This window comes from Bradyrhizobium sp. 35 (assembly GCF_023073215.1).
GTDB lineage: Bacteria > Pseudomonadota > Alphaproteobacteria > Rhizobiales > Xanthobacteraceae > Bradyrhizobium > Bradyrhizobium canariense_D.
The window spans coordinates 206,637-227,388 of record NZ_JADPJC010000108.1 but is presented as its reverse complement, the minus strand read 5'-3'; the positions used below and the strand labels follow the sequence as shown (position 1 = coordinate 227,388).

Sequence of the window (20,752 nt, the reverse complement as noted above, 5' to 3'; positions counted from 1 at the left end):
AAAGATCTCAATCCGCGACAGCCACCGCTTCGATCTCGATCATCCATTCCGGCGCGGCGAGCGCCGAGACGCCGACCAGCGTGCTCGCCGGCGGCTCCATACCTTCGAAGAAGGCCGAGCGGGCCTTGCCGATGATCGGGCGCAGCTCCGGCTTGTAGTTCACGACGAAGGTCGTGATCTTCACGATGTTGGCGTAGCTCGCGCCGGCCGCCTTCAGCGCATGCCCGAGATTCTGCATCACCTGCGTGGTCTGCGCCGCGAGATCGCCCTCGCCGACAATCCGCCCCTCCTCGTCCACCGACACCTGGCCGGAGATGTAGATCGTCCGCGCCCCCGTGGCGGTGACGACATGCGAATAGGCGGGATTGTGATGCAGGCCGCTGGGACGGAGATGATCGAGCTTGGGCATGACGAGCCTCCCGGATGTTTGTGGTTGGGAGGAGCGTAGCCAGAGACCGCGTTGCAGGCCAGCCCTCAATTGCAGGGCTTGCTGTCCTTCGCGTCGAACTTGCCCATCGCGCCCGAAATCACAAAATCGTTGTAATCGAGCACAAGCTGGCGCGAGACGCCGTTCTCGTAGAGCTCGAACGCCATCGCATAGACCGGCGTCTGCTCGCCTTCCTTCTGCTGGGCCTCACGATCGAAATAGCTGACGGTGACGGGCCAGCGCTTGAGGGACTTCATGTGCTCGTCGGACGTCGAGGGATCGGGCGAGCCTTCGCGTTCGGCGGGGATCGGCTGGCCGATCACGGTCAGCGTGTTGTAGACCTTTTGGCCATCGTCGGAGCCGTCATAGACGGAGAGTTCGAGCAGCGACTTGCCGTCCTTGGCGGCGGCAATGATGCGCTGGATCTGTTCGGTCGGGAATACGATCTTGCCGTCGAGCGTAAAGCTCTTCGGGGCCGGCAGCTTCAGCTTGACGTTGATGTGGTCGCCGTCGCGCTCAGCCGAGCCGTCGACCCGGCCGGCATCCGCCTCGTTCATCCGCGTCTCGATCTTGAAGCGGTAGCTTTTGCCGCCGGCGTCCTCCCAGGAATTGGAGCGGAGGTCGCTGAGCGTGACCTTGCCCTCGCCGCTGTCGAGCTCGGAAACCTGGCGGAATTCGGAGGTGTAGCCCTCGCACGAACTTCCGGTGAAATTGTAGAGGATGCGGCCGCGCGCGCTGTTGATCGAATTCGAGCGCGATTTCACCAGGCTCAGATCATAGAGCGCCTGATGCGCGAGAAACGGACCGTTCGCGGCCAACGCCCCGCCTCCGGGGCCGAGAGCGGCCGCCGCGAGCGCCGTCACACCGAGCGAAGTCCAGAAAAGGTGCAGCATGTCTGGTTCCTGAGGAAAGCGCAGATTCGACATTTTAATGACCGTTCCATTGCGTCGCAACTGAGGCCGTTTCACGTAAAGTTGCGGCCTTTGCGTTGAACCTCCTGCCCTGCCTCAACAAAATGCCACCCCCGACGGTTGCTTGCATGTGGCGGCACGATGGGCGAAACAGGGCCCGCCCGGCCTGCAAGGGATGCGCCGGGGCGGATGGATTTTTGGACAACGAGGTCGGACATGGCGGGCACGGTCGAGCAGAAGCTGGCGGAACAGGGCATCAAGCTGCACGAGGCCCCCACCCCCGTGGCAAACTACGTGCCGTTCGTGCGCACCGGTAATCTGCTGTTCGTCTCCGGCCAGGTTTGCTTCGATCCCGCCGGCAAGCTGATCGCCAAGGGCAAGCTCGGCGCCGGCGTGACCATCGAAGACGGCGCCGCGGCCGCCCGCGGCTGCGCCGTCAATCTGCTGGCCCAGGTCAAGGCGGCGCTGGGCGACCTCGACAAGGTCGTGCGCGTGGTGCGCCTCGGCGGCTTCATCAACTCGGCGCCGGACTTCCTGGACGGGCCGAAGGTCCTCAACGGCGCCTCCGACCTGATGGTCGCCGCCTTCGGTGACAAGGGCCGTCATGCCCGCACCACTGTCGGCGTCGCCTCCCTGCCCGCGGATGCGGCGGTCGAGGTCGAAGGCGTGTTTGAGGTCGCCTGAGGCGAATGCGCGCTCCTGATTGGCTGACAGCCCGCCCGGTCGCCCATCGCGGCCTGCACGACATTTCCCGCGGCATCGTCGAGAACATGCCGGGCGCGGTGCAGGCTGCAATTGCGGGCAATTTCTCCATCGAGGTCGACATCCAGCTCTCCGCCGACGGCGAGGCCATGGTGCATCACGACCATGCGCTCGGCCGCCTGACCGAGGCCACCGGCCCGCTGGTCGAGAAAACCGCCACTGAACTGAAGGCGCTCACGTTCAAGGACACGGCCGAGCGGATGATGTCGCTCAGCGACCTCTGCGCCCTTGTTGGCGGCCGCGTGCCGCTGGTGATCGAGGTTAAGAGCCGTTTTGACCGCGACCGCAAGCTGGTGAAGCGGATGGCCGAAGTGCTCGCGTCCTATGATGGCCCCGCGGTCGGCATGTCGTTCGACCCGGACCAGGTGCTGGCGCTGCGCGAGCTGCTGCCATCCCGCCCCCGCGGCATCGTCGCGCAACGGAGCTATCAGGACGACTACTGGGCTCATCTGACGCAGCAGCAGCGCGACAGCATGCTGTACCTGCGCCATGGTTTTCAGACCCAGCCGCAGTTCGTCGCCTTTAGGGTCGACGACCTGCCCGCCCCCGCCCTCTGGATCGCCCGCAATGTGTTCGGCTGCGCTCTACTGGGCTGGACCGTGCGTACGACCGAGCAGCGGACGCGGGTCGCGCAATATGCGGATCAGATGATCTTCGAGGGCTTCGTACCCTAGGCTTGATGTTTCCCACTCTTGAAGTCGCTGCTGCAATGCACGATCTTGGGCACGATGGCACCATCCGAAATCACCCTTGAGGCCGTACCTTCCATTGGCGAAGTATCGCCGGACGACTGGGACGCCTGCGCCAATCCCGGCGGCAAGTCTTGTAATGGGCATGGCAAGGGAACCTCATCCGGACTTCCAGGGGATTCCCTCGGCCTCTCAAAGCCCGGCTATAACCCCTTCGTCTCCCACGCGTTTTTATCGGCCGTTGAGAAATCGGGTTCGGCCACGATCCGCACCGGCTGGGGACCGCGGCATCTCGTGGCCAAGGTCGACGGTCGCGTCGCCGGCGTCGTGCCCTGCTATCTGAAATCGCACTCGCAAGGCGAATATGTCTTCGACCGCGGCTGGGCCGATGCCTATGAGCGCGCCGGCGGGCGGTACTATCCGAAGCTGCAGGTTTCGGTTCCGTTCACGCCGGCGACGGGACCGCGGCTGCTGGTCCGCGACGGCGTTGACCGCGAGCACATCATGGAAGCGCTGGCGAGCGGGTTGGTGGCGCTGTGCGGTGTCAGCAAGGCTTCCTCGGTGCACGTCACTTTCGCCCGCGAGGCGGAGTGGAAGCTGCTCGCCGAGCACGGCTTCCTCCAGCGCACCGACCAGCAGTTCCATTGGCACAACGAAGGCTTTGCGAGTTTCGACGATTTCCTGGCGACGCTGAACTCCCGCCACCGCAAATCGATCAAGCGCGAACGGCGCGATGCGCTGGCTGCCGGGGTCACCATCCACTGCCTCACGGGCAAGGAGATCACCGAGGATGCCTGGGATGCGTTTTTCATGTTCTACATGGAGACCGGCTCGCGCAAATGGGGCCGCCCTTATCTGACGCGGGAATTCTTCTCGCTGATCGGCGAAACCATGAGCCAGGACGTGCTGCTGGTCATGGCATGCCGCAACGATCGCTGGATCGCGGGCGCGATCAACTTCATCGGCTCGGACACGCTGTTCGGCCGCAACTGGGGTGCGGTCGAGCATCATCCCTTCCTGCATTTCGAGGTCTGCTATTACCAGGCGATCGACTTCGCCATCAAACGCGGTTTGGCGAATGTCGAAGCCGGCGCGCAGGGCGAGCACAAGATCGCACGCGGCTACCTGCCGCGGACCACCCACTCCGCTCACTTCATCGCTGATCCGGGCTTGCGCCGCGCCATCGACGATTACCTCAAGCGCGAGCGCGCCTATGTTGCGGAAGCCGGACGGGAGCTGGCCGAGCTCGGCCCGTTCCGCAAAGGCGCCGACGAGGCGCCTTGACGGTTCGTTGCGGCTGGTGACAGTAAGCGCAAAATTCCAGGGAGCCGCCGCCATGACCGCCTACGACCCCGACAACATCTTCGCGAAGATCCTCCGCGGTGAATTCCCCTGCCACAAGGTTTACGAGGATGAGCACGTGCTCGCCTTTCTCGACATCATGCCGCGGGTACCGGGCCACACGCTGGTGATTCCAAAAGCTCCTGCCCGCAACATCCTCGACATCAAGCCGGACGACTACGCCCACGTCGCCCGCGGCGCACACAAAATCGCTGCCGCAGCGATGACGGCGTTCAAGGCCGACGGCATCACCGTGCAGCAGTTCAACGAGGCGGCCGGCGGACAGGTGGTGTTTCATCTCCACATGCACGTGATGCCGCGCCACGACGGCGTGGCGATGCTTCCGCCCGCCAGCCGCAAGGAAGACGTCAAGGTGCTGGAAGAGAACGCGACCAAGCTGATCGCGGCGTTGAAGGCGGGCTGACGCTCTCCACTCGTCATTGCGAGCGCAGCGAAGCAATCCAGACTGCCTCCGCGGCTACAGTCTGGATTGCTTCGTCGCAAGAGCTCCTCGAAATGACGGAGGAGACACTTCACTCCGTCTGAAAATCTCCCGGCTGCGGGGCGGCCAGCGGCGTGAACTCGCAACGATCTGGTTTGATGTCGATCAGCGGCGTGTTGTCGAGGCAATCGAGCCCGCGCACCAGAATCGCGTTGCCTTCGATGCCGACCAGCTTCACGATCGACGTGCCGATCGGATTAGGGCGCACCGGCGAGCGCAGCGAAAACGTGCCGCGGGTCTTCTCGTTGTTCTTAGGGCTTTGCAGGACGATGTCGCGGCGCGACTTGTCGAGCCAGTAAAGCACTTCGAGATTGCTGTAGAAATCGACGCCCTTGATCGCCGGCACGAACGGCTCGAAGATCTCGAGCCGACATATCGGGCCGTCTGTCCGGCCCTGCCGCGGGGTCTCCATCCGCGAGCTCCAGGGCGTGCGGATGCGGCCGATGAAGACGAGTCCGGCATCTTGCGTCGGCGGCAGCTCGATGGAGACTTCACCCTCGCGGAGCTGGTTTTCGCGAACCATATGTCCAATTCCCTGCTGTTCGCCGGCGGTTTTAGCCCAACCACCACTTGCCGGCCAGCATGAAGACTTCGCCCGCGACCACGCCCGCGAAGATCGAGCGGCGGGCCAGCAGGAAGACGACGAGGCCGGCGCCGACCGCACCGTAGCGCAGGGCGTCCGGCACGCTCGCAAGCGCCCCGGGGGGCTCGACCACGATCTGGGCGATGACGCCGGCCAGGGTCGCCGTGGCGACCGCCCGTACCCAGACCAGAAGCTCGGAGCCCTCGTCGATGCCGCCGCCGAACCACAGGCCCAGCATGCGCCATATCTGGTTGGGAACAACGCCGGCGACGAACAGCACCGCCCGCGCGTGCCAGTCGCCGATGAGCTGCGCAAAGCTCATGCGCGCACCTCCCGCCACCAATGCGCGCCATAGGCAATCGTGCCCGCCACGAGCCCGCTGACGAGGATGTCGAGGGCCGGAATTGATCTTCGCGGCCAGTGGATACAGCAATATGCCCAGCGCGAGGGCGACGACATCGGCGAGCTCGCGGCTGTTGCGTGCGGTCGAGAACAGGAAGGACAGCGGCGTCAGCAAAAGGATCGCCGCGCCAAGCGCCAATGCGGTCGGCTATTTCCTTGCCGCCAATCTGACTCAGACGGTGAGACACACCGAGACAAGACCGAAGCCAAGTCCGTTGACGAAGGCGATCCGGCGTTCACGCGGTACCTGCGGCAGGAAGCGATGGCATTCGACCCACAGTGTCACCGCGGTGAGATGCGCCGCGAAAAACAGCTCGCGCCGTTTCGTCGTCGGCGTGCGCATCAACGGCAGCACCGAGACCACCATCGGAAACAGCCGGATCGCACTGACGGTGACCGCGATCGCGGACTGGACGATCGTCGCGCCGGAGCCAAGCGTGGTGATCAGGATGATCTGCGCCGGACCTGCCCAGACGAACAGCGTCGAGCAGAGCGCCCAGAGCAGGCTGAAATGTGTGTCGTGGGCGAGCGCGCCGATGCCGAGATAGGTCACGAACAGCACGAGCGTGAGGATGGTCTGCGTGATCGAGCGCAGCCCCCACGCAAAGGCGCGCCAGGGACTTTGCCATTGAGGTGAATTGAGCGGAGGAAGCGCCACGGGGAGTCTTGGCCGGATGAGGAATCGTGCCCGCATAACGGGCAATGCGGCGCCTCGCGTCAAGAAAGCGCACGGCGGGGCTGGCATGCACGCTGGGACAGATGCCCTACCCGCTCACACCGCGATTCTTCAGCACGAAGCACGCCCCGCCGGCCTTGCGGATGCGACCGCAGAGTTCATCCGCCTCGCTCCGCGTATCGGCGCCGATGCGCACCTGGTAGAAGGCGCGCGTGCCGCGGCTGCGCATCACCGAGCTGAGCAGGCTCGGATCACGTTCGCCGATCACGGCGCTCAGCCGCGTGACCGCGCGGGAGTACATCGCCAGCGCGCGGTTGCGGTCAAAGCCCGCGGCGAGCTGCACGCCCCAGACCTTTGCAGCCGCAAGCTCCACATGCTGCTCGAGCTCGGCGACGAAGGCATTCGGCGCGCGCTTCAAAAGCGCCATCAGATCGCGGCAGCTCGTCGGCGGCACGCTGGGCGGCCCCTTGCCGGTCGCGCCTGCCTTGGCCCACGCATCGACGCTCGTGCCGGTGATCGCAAGAACGTAATTGCGGGTCTGCTCGGGCATGCCGCCGGTGCCGGCGAGCCATTCCTGCACCCGGCGCGGCCCGGCATTGTAGGCGGCCGCCGCCAGCCCCAGATTGCCGAACTGGTTGCGCAGCTCGTTCAGGAATTCCGCCGACTTCGGCAGCGCCTGCACCGGATTGAAGGGATTGAGCAGCCCGCGCTCGCTCGCGGTGCCCGGCATGAATTGCGCGATCCCCTGCGCCCGCTCGCCGCTGCGCGTCACCGGCCCGACCGCATCGGTCTGGAAGCGGCTTTCCTGCCAGATCACGCGGGCGAAGAACTCCAGCGGAAGATTGGCATCGCGCGCCGCGGCCTCGATGATCAGGCAGATCGACTCCCGCGTGTCGCTCTCCCGCGCACCGGGCTTCTCCGGCTGCACAGCGAGTTCTTCGACGCTTGGGATGGCAACGTCGGTCTTGGCGGGCGAACTGTCCCATGCCGCGGCCTGGGTCGACGAGACAAGCAGCGCGGAGATGATGCACATCGCAATCTGCACCCATCGCGCGCAGGCACGGCGGTAGCGCGCCTCGGCGCGGCATGCGACAGTGTGATCAACAATGTTGTGGCATCGTGCCATGGTTCGACGGGTCGCCAATATTATGCTGCCTGACCTGCTTCTCCCAATGCGTTACCCCGCCAACCGGATCCGCGCGATCCTTGTCCTCGCCGCGCTCATCCTGAGCGTCGCGCCAGCCGCCGCGCAGGTGACGTCTCAAGTCGCGTCTCAAGTCAATTGGCGGATGACCACGGAATACCCTGAGAATAACATCTCCGGGATTGGGCTGGCGACTTTCGCCAGCCGCGTCTCCGACCGTACCCACGGCTTCGTGACCGTGACTAACGCCTTCGACAACCAGCTCAAGATCAACTCGGGCGAGATGCCGCGCGCGGCGCTGGACGGCCGGATCGCGGGCGGCGATGCCTTCGCGGGCGCGCTCTCGGGCCTCGACCCTGTGCTCGGATTGTCCACCCTGCCTTTTCTCGTGCAATCGGTGGATCTCGCCCGGGCCACCAATCTGCGGGCGCGACCGCTCTATGAGAAGGCGCTGGCTGCGCGCGGCCTCAAGCTGCTCTATGTGACGATCTGGCCGGCCACGGGCCTCTGGTCGGAGCAGTCGCTCGACGGTGCTGACGACCTGCCGAAACTGAACCTGCGAACCTACGATGCCAATTCCACCGAGGTCATGCGCGCAGCCGGCGCGAACGCGCAATTCCTGCCGATGGATGCGGCGCTCGCCGGACTGAGGGAACACCGGCTGAATGCCTTCCTCACCTCCGGCGACGGCGGCGCGGGACGCAAATTGTGGGACTTCCTGCCGCATTTCACGGCCATCAACTACGCGATGCCAATCTCGATCGCCTTCGTCCGCAGCGACGCCTTTGCCGAACTGTCCGAACCGATGCAGCGCGAGGTGCTGGCGGCGGCGGCCGAGACTGAGCAGAGCCAGCTGGCGCTATTGAGCCACCGCACCATCGAGAACTATGCGCGCATGCGCGACAATGGCGTCCATATCGCCGAGCCGGCGCCTGCGTCCCTTGTCACGGAGCTGCGGAAGGCAGCAACGGGCGCGATCACCGCCTGGGAAACCCGGGCAGGCGCGGAGGCGACCGCCATCGTCGAATGGGCGAGACAGCAATGAGGGAGCGGTAGCGGCGCTCCGCTGGTCTCGCTGCCTACCGCCTTAGTTTTTGACCGCAACCGGGATTTCGCCCCGGATGGCGCGGTCGAGGGCATCAATCAGCGCCTGGATCTCGATAAACTTGTTGCGCGCTCGCTCGGCCGTGTCGCGCACAAAGGGGGCGGCCAGCACTTTCGCATGCGCGTCCCTGTCCTCGATCATGCGCTCACGGGCCTTCTTCAGGGTTTCAAGTCGCTCGCTCATCCGGCCTCTCCTGAAAAAATCGTCTCGATCCCTCGTCCGGACTCGTTGATCGACGAGCGCGGCGAACGAGCAACCCTCAACAGCCGCGGCAGATGTTCTTCAGCTTCGCCGCGGTTCTGGCCTCTTCCGCCACGAACGGGTCCTTGTAGGCAGCACGGGACCCATCGCCTTCCGCAGCAGCGGGCTTTTTTTCCTTCGGAGGAAACGCAGCATCGTAGCAGGCGAGACGTCCGCTCGTGCTTTCGATCGCCCGGCAGTCCGGTCCTGCCGCGACAGCGCCTTGCGACAGTGTGCCAAGTATCAATGTGCCAAGCATCAATGCGACGAGAAGCGCTCTCCGGCGGATCCAGTCGACCAGACGAAATCGAGTCATGCACGCTCCTGCTCAGTCGGCGGGAGCGCTGGTGACCCTCAGTCACCGGTCGATGCCAATGGAAAGGCGGTGATGGCGCGACTCTACGCTTCCCTCCCGCGAATAGCGAGCTTTAAGGGATACGCGGTATCGGGAAGGCGATTTTCGGCGTGACAATGGTTGCGCGTTTGCCTTGGCCCCCGGCCTCGTTTAGGTCTGGCAATAGGCGGCGGTATCAACACAGGCGCGACAATATGGTGACCATTTATTTCGATCTCGACGGCACGCTGACCGACCCGAAGCCCGGGATCACGCGCTCGATCCAGTACGCCCTGGAGCGGCTCAACGTTGCGGTTCCGAGCGAGGACGAGCTGACCTGGTGCATCGGGCCGCCGCTGCATGCCAGCCTGCAAAAGCTCACGGGCAGCGCGGAACTCGCCGACCGGGCGCTGCTGCTCTATCGCGAGCGCTTCAGCGACGTCGGCCTGTTCGAGAACGAAGCCTATGCCGGTATCGTGGACACGCTGACAACGCTTGCCGCGACAACACCGCGCATGTTCGTGGCGACCAGCAAGCCCGCGGTCTACGCCACCCGTATCGTCGAGCATTTTGGCCTCAAACCGTATTTCGAGCGGGTGTTCGGCTCCGAACTCGACGGCACGCGCGTCGACAAGCGCGACCTGCTGCGCTACGCGCTCGACGAAGCCAGGGTCGATCCCGCCAGCGCGATCATGATCGGCGACCGCAGCCATGACGTGGTCGGCGCCCGCACCAACGGCATGACCGCGATCGGCGTGCTCTATGGCTACGGCAGCGAGACCGAGCTGCGGGACGCCGGCGCGCATCACATCTGCGCCGCGCATCCCGAGCTGCTCGGCCATTGCGTGATCTAACTCTATCAAGCGGCGACGGTCTCCACCGCCGCCAGCATGCCGGTCTTGGCGTGACAGTTCAGGTACTCGAAGAACTGCTCGTCGGCAGCAGCCACGGTGACCTCGTGGTAGAGCCGCAGTTTTGCCGAGGGGCCGAGCGTCGACAGGTACTTCATCGCGGCGCCGAATATCCTGACGTGGGACGGATGCGATTCCGCCCACCGCTCCAGCGCCGCCAGGCTCTTCCACCAGCTTTGACCGTAGGACTTTTCACTCGCGTCCCCGCCGGCTGCAAGCACGCGCATGTAACGGTTGGCGTAACAGCCGATGCCAAGGCCGTCATCGCGCAAGAAATCCATGCCCTCGCGCAACACCGGTTCGACGTCGTCGAGATAGAGCTTTCGTTCAGAGGTCTCGGTATCGCTCCAATCCTGGCCTGATCGGATCAGACAGAGATTGTCGTGCGCCTTCACGCGCAGCCGCGCGCCGTCGCGGATCAGCTCGGGATTGCCGCCCGGCGACATCGGGCCGGTCTGTGACAGCGGGATGCGGTCGCGCATGCCGCCCCAATAGGCGTGCTCCTGCACCTCGCCGCTCATGCCGCCGGAGATTGCGGCGACGCCCTCGGGCCGGCCGAGCGAGGAAAACAGCGTCTCGTGCCGCGCCACCGTGGGGCGCAGCACCTCGATGAACGTGCCGATGCCCTCGGGCTGCGCTCCGGTCCAGGCCTCGCGCGCCGATGCAAACCATTTGTCGAACCGCGCAATGTCGTCCCAATAGGCCACCGAGACGACGTTCTCGTAGCCTGCCTGATCAACATATTGCGCCCGGTCCCAATGCGAAGGACCGCCTTCCGCGGCAAACCGCGCCGCGATTTCGGCGAGAGCGTCCGTTGCAGCAGCTGCCGCCGTGCCGCGATACTGAAGGCCGAAATAGGCCATCACGACCCGGTTCACGGAAGGCTTATAGCGCGCCACGAAGGACGGGTATGGCGGCTGGTAATCGTCCGGCACGCGCTTGTGGCGCGTGCGCGGCGTCTCGAGATGCAGAGGAATTGCGGATTCCATGATCGTGCCTCCCTCGATTGCGGCGATCAGCTCGCCGCCGCGGCAATGTCCGTGGGCTCGACGGTGTCGACCGGCAGCGCAAACTGCTCGACGCGCTGGTATCGCTTCTTGTTGAGCAGGAGCCGGGTCACGTCGGGGCGCGAATAGTGCCCGGCTGGATCAGCGGCGTTCTTGGCGACGCCGATGGCGCCAAGATCGATCTCGGCGATCAAGAGGCCCTCCTGGTCCGGCGCGAGCTTATCGCCGATCTGGCTGCCATCGGGGCCGTAGATCGCAGCGAAGCCGCCGCCGGCATGCAGCAGCGCGTGCTTGTCCGGCCGATCACAGAGCTCGTCGATCATGGCTTGCGAGACCGTCGCGCAAGGCGCGAGCACGAAACAGGAGCCCTCGACCGCATAGACGCGCGAGGCGGCGTTGTTCACCTCGGCGCCGAGCGCCGGCGCGAAAGGATCGTAGAGCGAAAAGCTCGGCCAGGCCGCGACATGGACCTGCTCATTCTGGGCATACATGGCGTATTTCGACAGCGGCTGGAGATGCTCCCAGCAGCACAGGGCGCCGATGCGGCCGATGTCGGACCGCGCGTGCACGGCGAGATCGCTGCCGTCGCCCTCGCCATAGACCGTGCGCTCGGCATGGGTCGGCCGCAACTTGCGGCGCTTTGCGATGGTCTCGCCATCGGGCCCGATCAGCCATTGCGCCAGATAGAGACTGCCGCCGTCGCGCTCGGACAGACCGAGCACGGCAGTGAGCTTGGCCTTGCGCACGGCGTCGCGCAGCCGCTCGGCCTGCAGACTGTCATAGGACAGCGAATTGTCGAAATAGCGTTGCACGAAGCCACGACCGATCGCCCAGGCCGGCGAATCCATCCAGATGTGCCAGGGGTAGCCGGGGATGAAGGCTTCCGGAAAAGCGATCAGCTTGGCGCCCTTCTCGGCGGCGTCCCTGATCAGGGCGATTGACTTGTCGATCGAGGCGTCGAGATCGAGCCAGGCGGGCGCCGCCTGCACCACCGCGACCTTGTATTTCGGATGTTCGATGCCCATTCCCGCCTCCCTTGCCGGTTGATCGGAAGCCAGGTCCGATGCAGTCTATTTGACCAAGCCGGGCGGCGGGCGCTCGACCGCGGCGGAACAAAAACTCGACCGGACGGGATTCACCGACCCGGTACGGGATTTGCCTTCGTCAGTCGGGACCAGCGCCGACACGCGATTTTGCGGGATGTGAAAGGGAGGCTCTGCAGATGCCAATCCAGTTCACCACGGACGACAGCCCAGGCCACCGCCGGCTTGCGCTCTGGCAGGAAATCGTTTGCGACGTCTTCGTCGGGCTCGACTGCAGGTCCGATCTTGGCAGCGCCTTTCGCGGCACGGTCACCCGGGCGCCACTGGGCAAGGCGGAATGCTCCGAGGTCTGCTCCGACCGTCAACACGTGTTGCGCACGCCGTCGCGCATCGCGCGCTCGGATCAGGACTTCATCCTGATCGCGCTCGGCAATCGCGGCGCCGGCGGCGTGGTGCAGGACGGCCGCGAGGCCGTGGTCAGTCCGGGAGAGTTTGCGCTCTATGACACCACCCGTCCCTACGAGCTGAAATTCGACGGCATCTTCACGCAGACCATCTTCAAGGTGCCGCGCGAGATGCTGCAGCGCCGGCTCGGCGCGACCGAAACTCTTACTGCCACCTCTTTCGGGCCGGACTCGCCACTGCAGAGGATCGCCTACGATTTCATCTACCGGCTCTGCCAGAGCGCGGATCAGATCGATCTGCACCACGCCGCCGCTCTGTCGGAACAGGCCGTCGATGTCCTGGCGATGGCGCTGGGCGAGCGGCTGGGCAAGACGCCGCTGCCGTCCTCGACGCATCGCTCCGCCCTGCTCTACCGATTGAAGGCGCATATCCGGGCTCATCTTGCCGATCCCGACCTCTCGCTGTCCGAGACCGCAGCGGCGCTCGGCATCTCGTCCCGCTATGTCAACGATCTCCTGGCTGACGAGGACACCTCGTTCCAGCGCTACGTCCTCGGTGAGCGCCTCGCTCAATGCAGGCGCGACCTCGCCTCCCCCGTGCTCGCTCACCGCCACATCAGCGAGATCGCCTTCGCCTGGGGCTTCAACGACCTCTCGCATTTCGGCCGCATCTTCCGCGAGCATTTCGGGATGTCACCGCGCGACTTCCGGCAGAGCCAGTCGCGGCATTGACGTCCGGGCAGCCAATGGCCCGAGCCTTCGCTTCAGGCGAAGGCCGTGCTCGTGAATTCCAGATTGTCAGGTGCTGCAGCCGGGATCAGGCTCTGCACATGAGAACCAACGCCACGATAAGCGGATCGGAAGTCTTGCTCGGCGTGATCGCGATCCGGCTCGCGGTGCTTGTTGCGGTGGGCTGGAGCCTGACGCTCCTGCCGCGGCCGGCGCGCGAGAGCGAGGCCACCTGCCTTCAATCACCAGTAACGAGGGGCGCGGCTCCGCTTCCGGCGACGACGGCCAGCCCGCGCGTGACTGACGCGGCATTCGATGACATGCGTCTGCACGACTAGGCCGTTTCCAAGCAAGGCCGGTATGTGAGCGCGAGGTAGGACACGGCGCAGCCTTGCATTACGATCCGGCACAGAGGTCGCGGGGATCAATCAGCGGCCAGCCGAGGAGCAAATCGATGGAATACCGACGCTTGGGCCGCTCGGGCCTCATGGTGCCCGCCTTGAGTCTTGGGACCGGCACCTTCGGCGGCGTGGGCCGCCTCGCTGCGTGGGGCACCACCGACGCGACCGAAGCCCGGCGCCTTCTGGATATCTGCCTCGATGCCGGCGTGTCGATGTTCGACACCGCGAACGTCTATTCGCTCGGCGAGTCCGAGCGCGTTCTCGGCGAAGCCATCAAGGGCCGCCGCGACAAGGTTTTGGTTTCGACCAAGGCGACGTTCCGCTTCGGCGACGGCCCCAACGACATCGGGTCGTCGCGGCAGCATCTGCTTACAGCCATCGACGCTTCGCTGAGCCGGCTCGGCACCGATTACATCGACCTGTTCCAGCTTCACGGCTTCGACGCCTTCACCCCGCCTGAAGAGGTGCTCGCGACTCTCGATGTGCTCGTGCGCGCCGGCAAGATCCGCTACGTGGGCGTGTCGAACTTTTCGGGCTGGCACCTGATGAAATCGCTTGGCGTTGCCGACAAGCATGGCTTCCCGCGTTACGTCGCCAACCAGACCTATTATTCACTGATCGGGCGCGACTACGAATGGGAGCTGATGCCGCTCGGCCTCGACCAGGGCCTCGGCGCGGTGGTCTGGTCGCCGCTCGGATGGGGACGCCTCACCGGAAAGATCCGCCGCGGCCAGCCAAAGCCTGACGTAAGCCGCTTGCCCAAGACGGCCGAGTTCGGCCCGCCCGTGCCGGACGAGCACGTCTATCGCGTCGTCGATGCGATCGACGAGGTCGCCAGGGAAACGGGCAAGAGCGTCTCGCAGATCGCGCTGAACTGGCTGCTGCAGCGTCCGACCGTCTCGACGCTGATCATCGGCGCGCGCAACGAGACGCAGCTGCGCGAAAATCTCGGCGCGGTCGGCTGGTCATTGACCAAGGACCAGATCGCCAAGCTCGATGCGGCGAGCAAGGTGACGCTGCCCTATCCTTACTGGCACCAGCGCACAACTTTCACCGACCGCAATCCGCCGGCGGTGTAGAGACCGGCACGCCGGCGCAGTCCGGCTTGAGCTGCATCAAGCCGGCCCGCGCCGACAGTGGCATCGTGCGCTCACGCGAGGCAGCCGATGCGCCGATTTGCCATGAAGGCCCTGTTCACCGCTCTCAATCTCAACCGCGCCGAGCGGAGCGGATCGATTGGGAGCGCACCATCCTGATCGTCTCGACCGCGGTGACGGTTGGGCTCGGCGCGCTCTATGTGTTCGGGAAGTCGACCTCCCGCTGGTGAGCCGCGAGGCCATGCCGACCCATGCCCGCGCTGCCGGGAGACCCGCTCCCGGCGCAGGAACCGCCCGTATCCTGCCGGGTTGCGATGCATCTCGCAATTTCCTAATCCGGAGACGAACCACGGCTCGAATCAAGCACGCCGCCATCATGTTGCCAGCCTCCATGGAGCACGCCGACGGCCTGCCGCAGCCGCAGCGTGGCCAGGCGGTCCTGACCATTGCGCTCGGCATTATCATGGCAGTGGTCGACAGCGCCATCGCCAACGTCGCGCTGCCGACGATCGCGGCCGACCTCGACGCCAGCCCGGCGTTCTCGATCTGGATCGTCAACGGCTACCAGCTCGCGATCACGATCTCGCTGCTGCCGCTGGCTTCGCTCGGCGAGATCGTCGGCTATCGCCGCGTCTATCTGGTCGGCCTGGTGCTGTTCACATTTGCCTCCGCACTCTGCGCGCTGGCGCACACGCTGCCGCTCCTCACGATTGCACGCATCGTGCAGGGGTTCGGCGCGGCCGGCATCATGAGCGTCAACGCAGCGCTGGTGCGTTTCACTTACCCACGCAGCCAGCTCGGCCGCGGCATCGGGCTCAACGCTCTCGTCGTCGCCTTCTCAGCCGCGGTCGGCCCGACGCTCGCCGCCGGTATCCTGGCGTTCGGCAGCTGGCCCTGGCTGTTCGCCATCAACGTTCCGCTCGGCGTGGTGACATTGGTGCTGGGCCTGCGCAGCCTGCCGCACACCAGGCCTGCGAGCCATTCCTTCGACTGGCAGAGCGCGGGGCTGTCCGCGATCACCTTCGGCGTCGGCATCGCGGCCGTCGATAGCGTCGGTCATGGCGAAGCCGCGATCACCTGCCTCGTGCAGTTCGCCATCGCGCTCGTCGCCGGCGCGCTGCTGATCTACCGCGAGACCCACATGGCCTCGCCGCTGCTGCCGATCGACCTGTTGCGCATCCCCGTGTTCGCATTGTCGATTGCGACTTCGATCGCCTCGTTCTGCGGGCAGATGCTGGCCTTCGTCGCGATCCCCTTCTATCTCCAGAGCCGCTTCGGCTATTCGGCGGTGCATATGGGCCTCTTGATCACGCCGTGGCCGATCGCGGTGGCGTTCGCAGCCCCCCTCGCCGGCCGCCTGGTGGAGCATTATCCGGCCGGCCTGCTCGGCGGCATCGGCCTTACGCTGTTCGCCTGCGGCCTCGCTGCGCTCGCCTTGCTGCCGGCTGCGCCCACGCCGCTCGACGTGGTCTGGCGGATGGCGCTGGCCGGCGCCGGCTTCGGCCTGTTCCAGACCCCCAATAACCGCACCATGATCGCGGCCGCCCCGCGCGAGCGTGCCGGCGGCGCCAGCGGCATGCTGGGGACGGCGCGGCTGCTTGGGCAGACCACCGGCGCAGCGCTGGTGGCACTCTTCCTCGGCCGCTATCCGATCGAGGGAACCAGGATCGCGTTGCTGACCGGCGTCGGCTTCGCGCTCTGCGGCGCAGCGCTGAGCATGTTGCGGCTGTCGTCCGCGGGTGCGCGCGGCGCCGAGCATGTTCGCGTGCAGGACGACCAGCGCCTGCGCGGCGAATAGCGCGCGACCATTTGGGAAGGCCGATTTCGGCTGCGTCCGCCGCGCCTCACATCTTCACCATCTCGGTGCGATATTTCGGCAGCAGTGCTGCGATCAGCTTGCCTTTCTCGGCCATCTCTTCCGGGGTCGGCTTCGGCGGTGGCGATGTGCGGCCTTCGACGGGAAAGCCAACCGCCAGGAAGAATTCGTCCTGTCCCGCTGGCGCGCACATGCAGAGCATACGGGCCGTCTTGCCGGACACGTTCTTGAACGCGTGCGGCGCGTTGGCCGGGACGTTGACGGTCGACCCCGCACTTACGGTATGGGACTTACCGCGAAACGTGAATTCAAGTTCGCCTTCGAGCAGCGTGAACATCTCCTCGAAGTCGTGGCTGTGCGGCGGGGCCCGCCGCCGGCGGGCACCAGCATGTCGACCAGGCAATAGCGTCCTGCGGTCTGCGCGCCCGACACCAGAACCGTGTAGGTGCCGCCGGCCACAGAGATATGCGGCACGTCAGCGCCGTCGGGATCGGCGACCGTCAGGGCGCGGCCGGGATCGTCGGCGGGGATCGAGGAAGCTGACGACGAGTTTGCAGAAGGCGTGTTGGTCATACCGGATCTTCTTGCTTATATTTGGCTGCCAACGAGAAAGGCCGGCTTCTCAGCCGGCCTTTTCAATTCATCGCGCGCAGATCAAGCCTTGACCAGCGGGCTCTTGGTCGGCCCCTTCGAGCCGCCGGGGCCACCGGGCTTGGACTTGCCCGGCGGGCGCTTGCGGGCACCCGGGAGCTTCTCCTGCTTCGGCGTGACCGGACCCTCGACGAACTCGAAGCCGATCTTGTCCTTGGTCTCGTCGGCCTCGTCCTTGACCAGAACGACGCGGACATGGCCGCCACCCTTGAGCTTGCCGAACAGCACCTCGTCGGCCAGCGGCTTCTTGATGTGCTCCTGGATCACGCGAGCCATGGGACGTGCGCCCATCTGCTCGTCGTAACCATGCTTCACCAGCCAGGTCTTGGCGGGATCGGACAGCTCGATGGTGACATCGCGATCGCCGAGTTGCGCTTCGAGCTGAAGCACGAACTTCTCGACCACCGTACCGATCACCTCAACGCTGAGATGGCCGAACGACACGACGGCATCGAGACGGTTGCGGAATTCCGGCGCGAACTGCCGGTTGATCGCCTCGTGGTCGTCGCCTTCCCGCTTCGAGCGCGTGAAGCCGAACGCCTGCTTGGCGAGATCGGACGCGCCCGCGTTCGTGGTCATGATCAGGATCACGTTGCGGAAGTTGACCTGCTTGCCGTTGTGGTCGGTGAGCCGGCCGTGATCCATGATCTGGAGCAGCACGTTGTAGAGATCGGGATGCGCCTTCTCGATCTCGTCGAGCAGCACCACGCAATGCGGATGCTGGTCGACACCGTCGGTGAGCAGGCCGCCCTGATCGAAACCGACATAGCCGGGAGGCGCGCCGATCAGGCGCGACACGGTGTGCCGCTCCATGTATTCGGACATGTCGAAGCGCAACAGCTCGACGCCGAGCGACGCCGCGAGCTGTTTCGCGACCTCGGTCTTGCCGACGCCGGTCGGACCCGAGAACAGATAGCAGCCGATCGGCTTCTCCGGCTCGCGCAGGCCGGCACGCGCCAGCTTGATCGAAGCGGCGAGCGACTCGATCGCCTTGTCCTGACCGAACACCGTGCGCTTCAGGGTCTGCTCAAGATGCTTGAGCACCTCGGCATCGTCCTTCGACACGCTCTTCGGCGGGATCCGCGCCATCGAGGCGATCGTGGTCTCGATCTCCTTGATGCCGATGGTCTTCTTGCGCTTGTTCTCGGCGACCAGCATCTGCGCCGCGCCGGATTCGTCGATCACGTCGATCGCCTTGTCCGGCAGCTTGCGGTCGTGGATGTAGCGCGAAGAGAGCTGCACCGCAGCCTCGATCGCCTCATTGGTGTATTTCAGCCGATGGTAGTCTTCGAAGTACGGCTTGAGGCCCTTGAGGATCGCGATCGCGTCCTCGACCGTCGGCTCGTTGACGTCGATCTTCTGGAAGCGCCGCACCAGCGCGCGGTCCTTCTCGAAGTGCTGGCGGTATTCCTTGTAGGTGGTCGAGCCCATGCAGCGGATGGTGCCGGAAGCCAGCGCGGGCTTGAGCAGATTCGAGGCATCCATCGCACCGCCCGAGGTCGCGCCCGCACCGATCACGGTGTGGATCTCGTCGATGAACAGGATGGCGTTGGGATGCGCCTCGAGCTCTTTCAGCACCTGCTTCAGGCGTTCCTCGAAGTCGCCGCGATAGCGCGTACCGGCGAGCAGCGTGCCCATGTCGAGCGAGAACACGGTCGCAGCCGCCAGCACCTCCGGCACCTCGCTGTCGACGATGCGCTTGGCCAGGCCCTCCGCGATCGCGGTCTTGCCGACGCCGGCCTCGCCCACGAACAGCGGATTGTTCTTCTGCCGGCGACACAGCACCTGGATCGCGCGGTTGATCTCGGAATTGCGTCCGATCACCGGATCGATCTTGCCGTCGCGCGCCTTCTTGTTGAGGTTGACGCAATAGGTCTCGAGCGCCTCGCCCTTCTTCTTGGCGTCCTCGCTGCCCTTGGTCTCGGTCTCCTCGTCGACACCGCGCACCGGCCGCGCCTCGGAGACGCCCGGCCGCTTGGCAATGCCGTGGCTGATATAATTGACGGCGTCGTAGCGCGTCATGTCCTGCTCCTGCAGGAAATACGCGGCATGACTCTCGCGCTCGGCAAAGATCGCGATCAGCACGTTGGCGCCGGTCACCTCTTCGCGACCGGACGACTGCACGTGGATCACCGCGCGCTGGATCACGCGCTGGAAGCCTGCGGTCGGCTTGGCGTCATCGGCGCCGTCCGTCACCAGGTTCTCGAATTCGGTCTCAAGATAATTGACGAGGCTCGTACGGAGCTTGTCGAGGTCGACGCTACAGGCGCGCATGACGGCGGCTGCATCGGAGTCGTCGATCAGGGAGAGCAAAAGATGCTCGAGCGTCGCGTATTGGTGATGACGCTCGTTTGCGATCGCCAGTGCACGATGCAGGGATTGTTCAAGGCTTTGGGAAAAAGTCGGCATTCGCGTCCTCTATGGCCCCCACCATCATGATCGCCATCGCCCGGTCAGGCAACAACAACCTTTGTCACATATAGTTATACAAGATCGCGGCGAAAGACCGGTTCCGCGACTCGGGCGGCTGCACAGCTACGGTATTTTTTGATGCAAAACCCGTTCCGGTTTGGGCACGATCAGCACCGGTCCGAAATTCCGTAGTTTTGCCCTCTGCAACGAACATCGCGCGCAGACATCACGCGGCAATCACACTGCGACATGCACAAGAACCGGCTTCGAATGCGCCGTAACGTGTCTTACTTCTTTTCCATCACGCATTGCAGCGGATGCTGGTGCTTGCGAGCGAAATCCATCACCTGCGTCACCTTGGTCTCGGCGATCTCGTAGGTGAACACGCCGCACTCCCCGATCCCGTGATGATGAACGTGCAGCATGATCTTGGTTGCGGCCTCGGCGTCCTTCTGGAAGAATTTCTCCAGCACATGAACGACGAATTCCATCGGCGTGTAATCGTCGTTCAGGATCAGCACACGGTACAGGTTCGGCCGTTTGGTCTTCGGCTTGACCTTGGTGATGACGGACGTGTTTGGCGCGGAAGGACCGCCGGAACGGTTCTCGTCGTTGCTCATCAGGGCAGCGTGGGCGGCGGCGGCCGCGGAGGGATCTGGTCTGGAAGACAGTTGCGGCATGGCTCAGGCGTTCAAATTCCCCACGGAAGCGTATGACGGTTCGCCGCGCAGCCCCGGCCTTCGGAGCTTCGCACAGGCGCACCGCCTTTTTGGATCGCCGCTTCCAGCCGGTCCGGTCCAAACCGGATCGGCCTCACCGAATATGGGCCTGCCCCCGGCTCGCCGCAAGCGTGCGGCAGTTCGGCCGATGCGGCCATGGCGGTCCCGATTCCCGGTCCGGGCGATCCTCACCAAGGTTAATCAATCCGGACTGATTTGACAAAAGCTTCCGCCCCGCCGGTTTAGAAGATGTTCACCAGGAACCCGGCCAGCAACGCGGCTGCGGCGGTTTCGCGCGGGCTATCTCCGGTTATCTACGGACCAATTTACCCTCAATGGCGTGACGCGAAAACGGGCAAAGGCACAGATTTCCGGGGATCGTCACGCCTCGCAGATCGACGCGCGGCAGAAGAAGCTGTGCGATAACGCCAAGGCGGCGAACATCA

General features: G+C 64.9%; 24 protein-coding genes and 1 pseudogene. 11 read left to right on the top strand and 14 right to left on the bottom strand.

Going from position 1 to position 20,752, the window contains the following annotated elements; all coding sequences use genetic code 11:
* Window positions 1–7 precede the first annotated feature (7 nt).
* Both IVB36_RS22535 and IVB36_RS22530 read right to left on the bottom strand, forming a co-directional pair.
* Window positions 8–409, bottom strand: coding sequence for a RidA family protein (locus IVB36_RS22535; RefSeq protein ID WP_007603265.1), 402 nt, complete (start codon window positions 407–409; stop codon window positions 8–10).
* 65 nt (window positions 410–474) lie between these two features.
* Entirely contained in the window at window positions 475–1,320 is an 846-nt protein-coding gene (locus tag IVB36_RS22530; protein WP_247370577.1) for a cell envelope integrity EipB family protein, read from the bottom strand.
* Between the two features lie 234 nt (window positions 1,321–1,554).
* On the opposite strand from IVB36_RS22530, the gene IVB36_RS22525 reads away from it, so the two are divergent.
* Genes IVB36_RS22525 through IVB36_RS22510 form a run of 4 tightly spaced genes read left to right on the top strand, consistent with a single transcriptional unit; the run spans window position 1,555 to window position 4,554 of the window.
* Window positions 1,555–2,022, top strand: a complete 468-nt coding sequence (locus tag IVB36_RS22525) for a RidA family protein (RefSeq protein WP_007611287.1) — start codon at window positions 1,555–1,557, stop codon at window positions 2,020–2,022.
* A gap of 5 nt (window positions 2,023–2,027) precedes the next feature.
* Window positions 2,028–2,774 carry a glycerophosphodiester phosphodiesterase gene (locus IVB36_RS22520; protein WP_018455163.1) on the top strand — a complete coding sequence of 249 codons (747 nt, stop codon included), beginning with the start codon at window positions 2,028–2,030 and terminating at the stop codon, window positions 2,772–2,774.
* Window positions 2,775–2,828: 54 nt separating this feature from the next.
* Window positions 2,829–4,073 carry a GNAT family N-acetyltransferase gene (locus IVB36_RS22515; protein WP_204511402.1) on the top strand — a complete coding sequence of 415 codons (1,245 nt, stop codon included), beginning with the start codon at window positions 2,829–2,831 and terminating at the stop codon, window positions 4,071–4,073.
* Between the two features lie 52 nt (window positions 4,074–4,125).
* On the top strand, window positions 4,126–4,554 hold the full coding sequence (locus IVB36_RS22510; RefSeq protein WP_018455165.1) for an HIT family protein: 429 nt from the start codon (window positions 4,126–4,128) through the stop codon (window positions 4,552–4,554).
* 109 nt (window positions 4,555–4,663) lie between these two features.
* Here the strand turns inward: IVB36_RS22510 and tsaA are convergent, their stop codons facing one another.
* From tsaA to IVB36_RS22490, 4 genes and pseudogenes are all read right to left on the bottom strand, one after another.
* On the bottom strand, window positions 4,664–5,155 hold the full coding sequence (tsaA, locus tag IVB36_RS22505; protein ID WP_018455166.1) for a tRNA (N6-threonylcarbamoyladenosine(37)-N6)-methyltransferase TrmO: 492 nt from the start codon (window positions 5,153–5,155) through the stop codon (window positions 4,664–4,666).
* Between the two features lie 31 nt (window positions 5,156–5,186).
* On the bottom strand, window positions 5,187–5,537 hold the full coding sequence (locus tag IVB36_RS22500) for an AzlD domain-containing protein (RefSeq protein ID WP_247392990.1): 351 nt from the start codon (window positions 5,535–5,537) through the stop codon (window positions 5,187–5,189).
* Window positions 5,534–6,275 (bottom strand): annotated as a pseudogene (locus IVB36_RS22495) (AzlC family ABC transporter permease). Before IVB36_RS22495 ends, IVB36_RS22500 begins: the two are co-directional and overlap by 4 nt.
* Before the next feature lie 106 nt (window positions 6,276–6,381).
* Window positions 6,382–7,326: a lytic transglycosylase domain-containing protein gene (locus IVB36_RS22490; RefSeq protein ID WP_162496378.1), complete on the bottom strand. Its 945-nt coding sequence runs from the start codon at window positions 7,324–7,326 to the stop codon at window positions 6,382–6,384.
* 115 nt (window positions 7,327–7,441) lie between these two features.
* Between IVB36_RS22490 and IVB36_RS22485 the strand changes: the two genes are divergently transcribed.
* Window positions 7,442–8,482 carry a TRAP transporter substrate-binding protein gene (locus IVB36_RS22485; RefSeq protein ID WP_204513945.1) on the top strand — a complete coding sequence of 347 codons (1,041 nt, stop codon included), beginning with the start codon at window positions 7,442–7,444 and terminating at the stop codon, window positions 8,480–8,482.
* A 42-nt stretch (window positions 8,483–8,524) separates the two neighbouring features.
* On the opposite strand, the gene IVB36_RS22480 is transcribed toward IVB36_RS22485, so the two are convergent.
* Both IVB36_RS22480 and IVB36_RS22475 read right to left on the bottom strand, forming a co-directional pair.
* Entirely contained in the window at window positions 8,525–8,725 is a 201-nt protein-coding gene (locus IVB36_RS22480) for a hypothetical protein (RefSeq protein WP_018455171.1), read from the bottom strand.
* Between the two features lie 76 nt (window positions 8,726–8,801).
* A complete protein-coding gene (locus IVB36_RS22475; protein WP_085351377.1) occupies window positions 8,802–9,098 on the bottom strand; it encodes a hypothetical protein in 297 nt (98 codons plus the stop codon).
* Window positions 9,099–9,331: 233 nt separating this feature from the next.
* Here IVB36_RS22475 and IVB36_RS22470 point away from each other — a divergent pair, with 233 nt between their 5' ends.
* Window positions 9,332–9,970: an HAD family hydrolase gene (locus IVB36_RS22470; protein WP_085351376.1), complete on the top strand. Its 639-nt coding sequence runs from the start codon at window positions 9,332–9,334 to the stop codon at window positions 9,968–9,970.
* A 5-nt stretch (window positions 9,971–9,975) separates the two neighbouring features.
* Here IVB36_RS22470 and IVB36_RS22465 read toward each other — a convergent pair whose 3' ends face one another.
* Entirely contained in the window at window positions 9,976–11,016 is a 1,041-nt protein-coding gene (locus IVB36_RS22465; RefSeq protein WP_085384438.1) for a phenylacetaldoxime dehydratase family protein, read from the bottom strand.
* Between the two features lie 26 nt (window positions 11,017–11,042).
* Complete coding sequence (locus IVB36_RS22460; protein WP_018455175.1) at window positions 11,043–12,059, bottom strand: carbon-nitrogen hydrolase family protein; 1,017 nt, start codon at window positions 12,057–12,059, stop codon at window positions 11,043–11,045.
* A gap of 197 nt (window positions 12,060–12,256) precedes the next feature.
* Between IVB36_RS22460 and IVB36_RS22455 the strand changes: the two genes are divergently transcribed.
* The 5 genes from IVB36_RS22455 (at window position 12,257) to IVB36_RS22435 (ending at window position 16,506) form a co-directional block, all read left to right on the top strand.
* A complete protein-coding gene (locus IVB36_RS22455; protein WP_247392989.1) occupies window positions 12,257–13,213 on the top strand; it encodes a helix-turn-helix domain-containing protein in 957 nt (318 codons plus the stop codon).
* Window positions 13,214–13,311: 98 nt separating this feature from the next.
* Window positions 13,312–13,548 carry a hypothetical protein gene (locus tag IVB36_RS22450; protein ID WP_085384439.1) on the top strand — a complete coding sequence of 79 codons (237 nt, stop codon included), beginning with the start codon at window positions 13,312–13,314 and terminating at the stop codon, window positions 13,546–13,548.
* A 116-nt stretch (window positions 13,549–13,664) separates the two neighbouring features.
* A complete protein-coding gene (locus IVB36_RS22445; RefSeq protein WP_085351373.1) occupies window positions 13,665–14,690 on the top strand; it encodes an aldo/keto reductase in 1,026 nt (341 codons plus the stop codon).
* Between the two features lie 26 nt (window positions 14,691–14,716).
* Window positions 14,717–14,938, top strand: coding sequence for a hypothetical protein (locus IVB36_RS22440; protein ID WP_162496372.1), 222 nt, complete (start codon window positions 14,717–14,719; stop codon window positions 14,936–14,938).
* A gap of 146 nt (window positions 14,939–15,084) precedes the next feature.
* On the top strand, window positions 15,085–16,506 hold the full coding sequence (locus IVB36_RS22435) for an MFS transporter (protein ID WP_051112982.1): 1,422 nt from the start codon (window positions 15,085–15,087) through the stop codon (window positions 16,504–16,506).
* Window positions 16,507–16,552: 46 nt separating this feature from the next.
* Here the strand turns inward: IVB36_RS22435 and IVB36_RS22430 are convergent, their stop codons facing one another.
* From IVB36_RS22430 to clpS, 4 genes are all read right to left on the bottom strand, one after another.
* Window positions 16,553–16,861, bottom strand: a complete 309-nt coding sequence (locus IVB36_RS22430; RefSeq protein ID WP_018455180.1) for a cupin domain-containing protein — start codon at window positions 16,859–16,861, stop codon at window positions 16,553–16,555.
* On the bottom strand, window positions 16,801–17,097 hold the full coding sequence (locus tag IVB36_RS22425; RefSeq protein WP_247392988.1) for a hypothetical protein: 297 nt from the start codon (window positions 17,095–17,097) through the stop codon (window positions 16,801–16,803). The genes IVB36_RS22430 and IVB36_RS22425 overlap by 61 nt, the downstream gene beginning before the upstream one ends.
* A gap of 81 nt (window positions 17,098–17,178) precedes the next feature.
* A complete protein-coding gene (clpA, locus tag IVB36_RS22420; protein ID WP_018455181.1) occupies window positions 17,179–19,584 on the bottom strand; it encodes an ATP-dependent Clp protease ATP-binding subunit ClpA in 2,406 nt (801 codons plus the stop codon).
* A 290-nt stretch (window positions 19,585–19,874) separates the two neighbouring features.
* Window positions 19,875–20,207: an ATP-dependent Clp protease adapter ClpS gene (clpS, locus tag IVB36_RS22415; RefSeq protein ID WP_018455182.1), complete on the bottom strand. Its 333-nt coding sequence runs from the start codon at window positions 20,205–20,207 to the stop codon at window positions 19,875–19,877.
* Window positions 20,208–20,752: the final 545 nt, after the last annotated feature.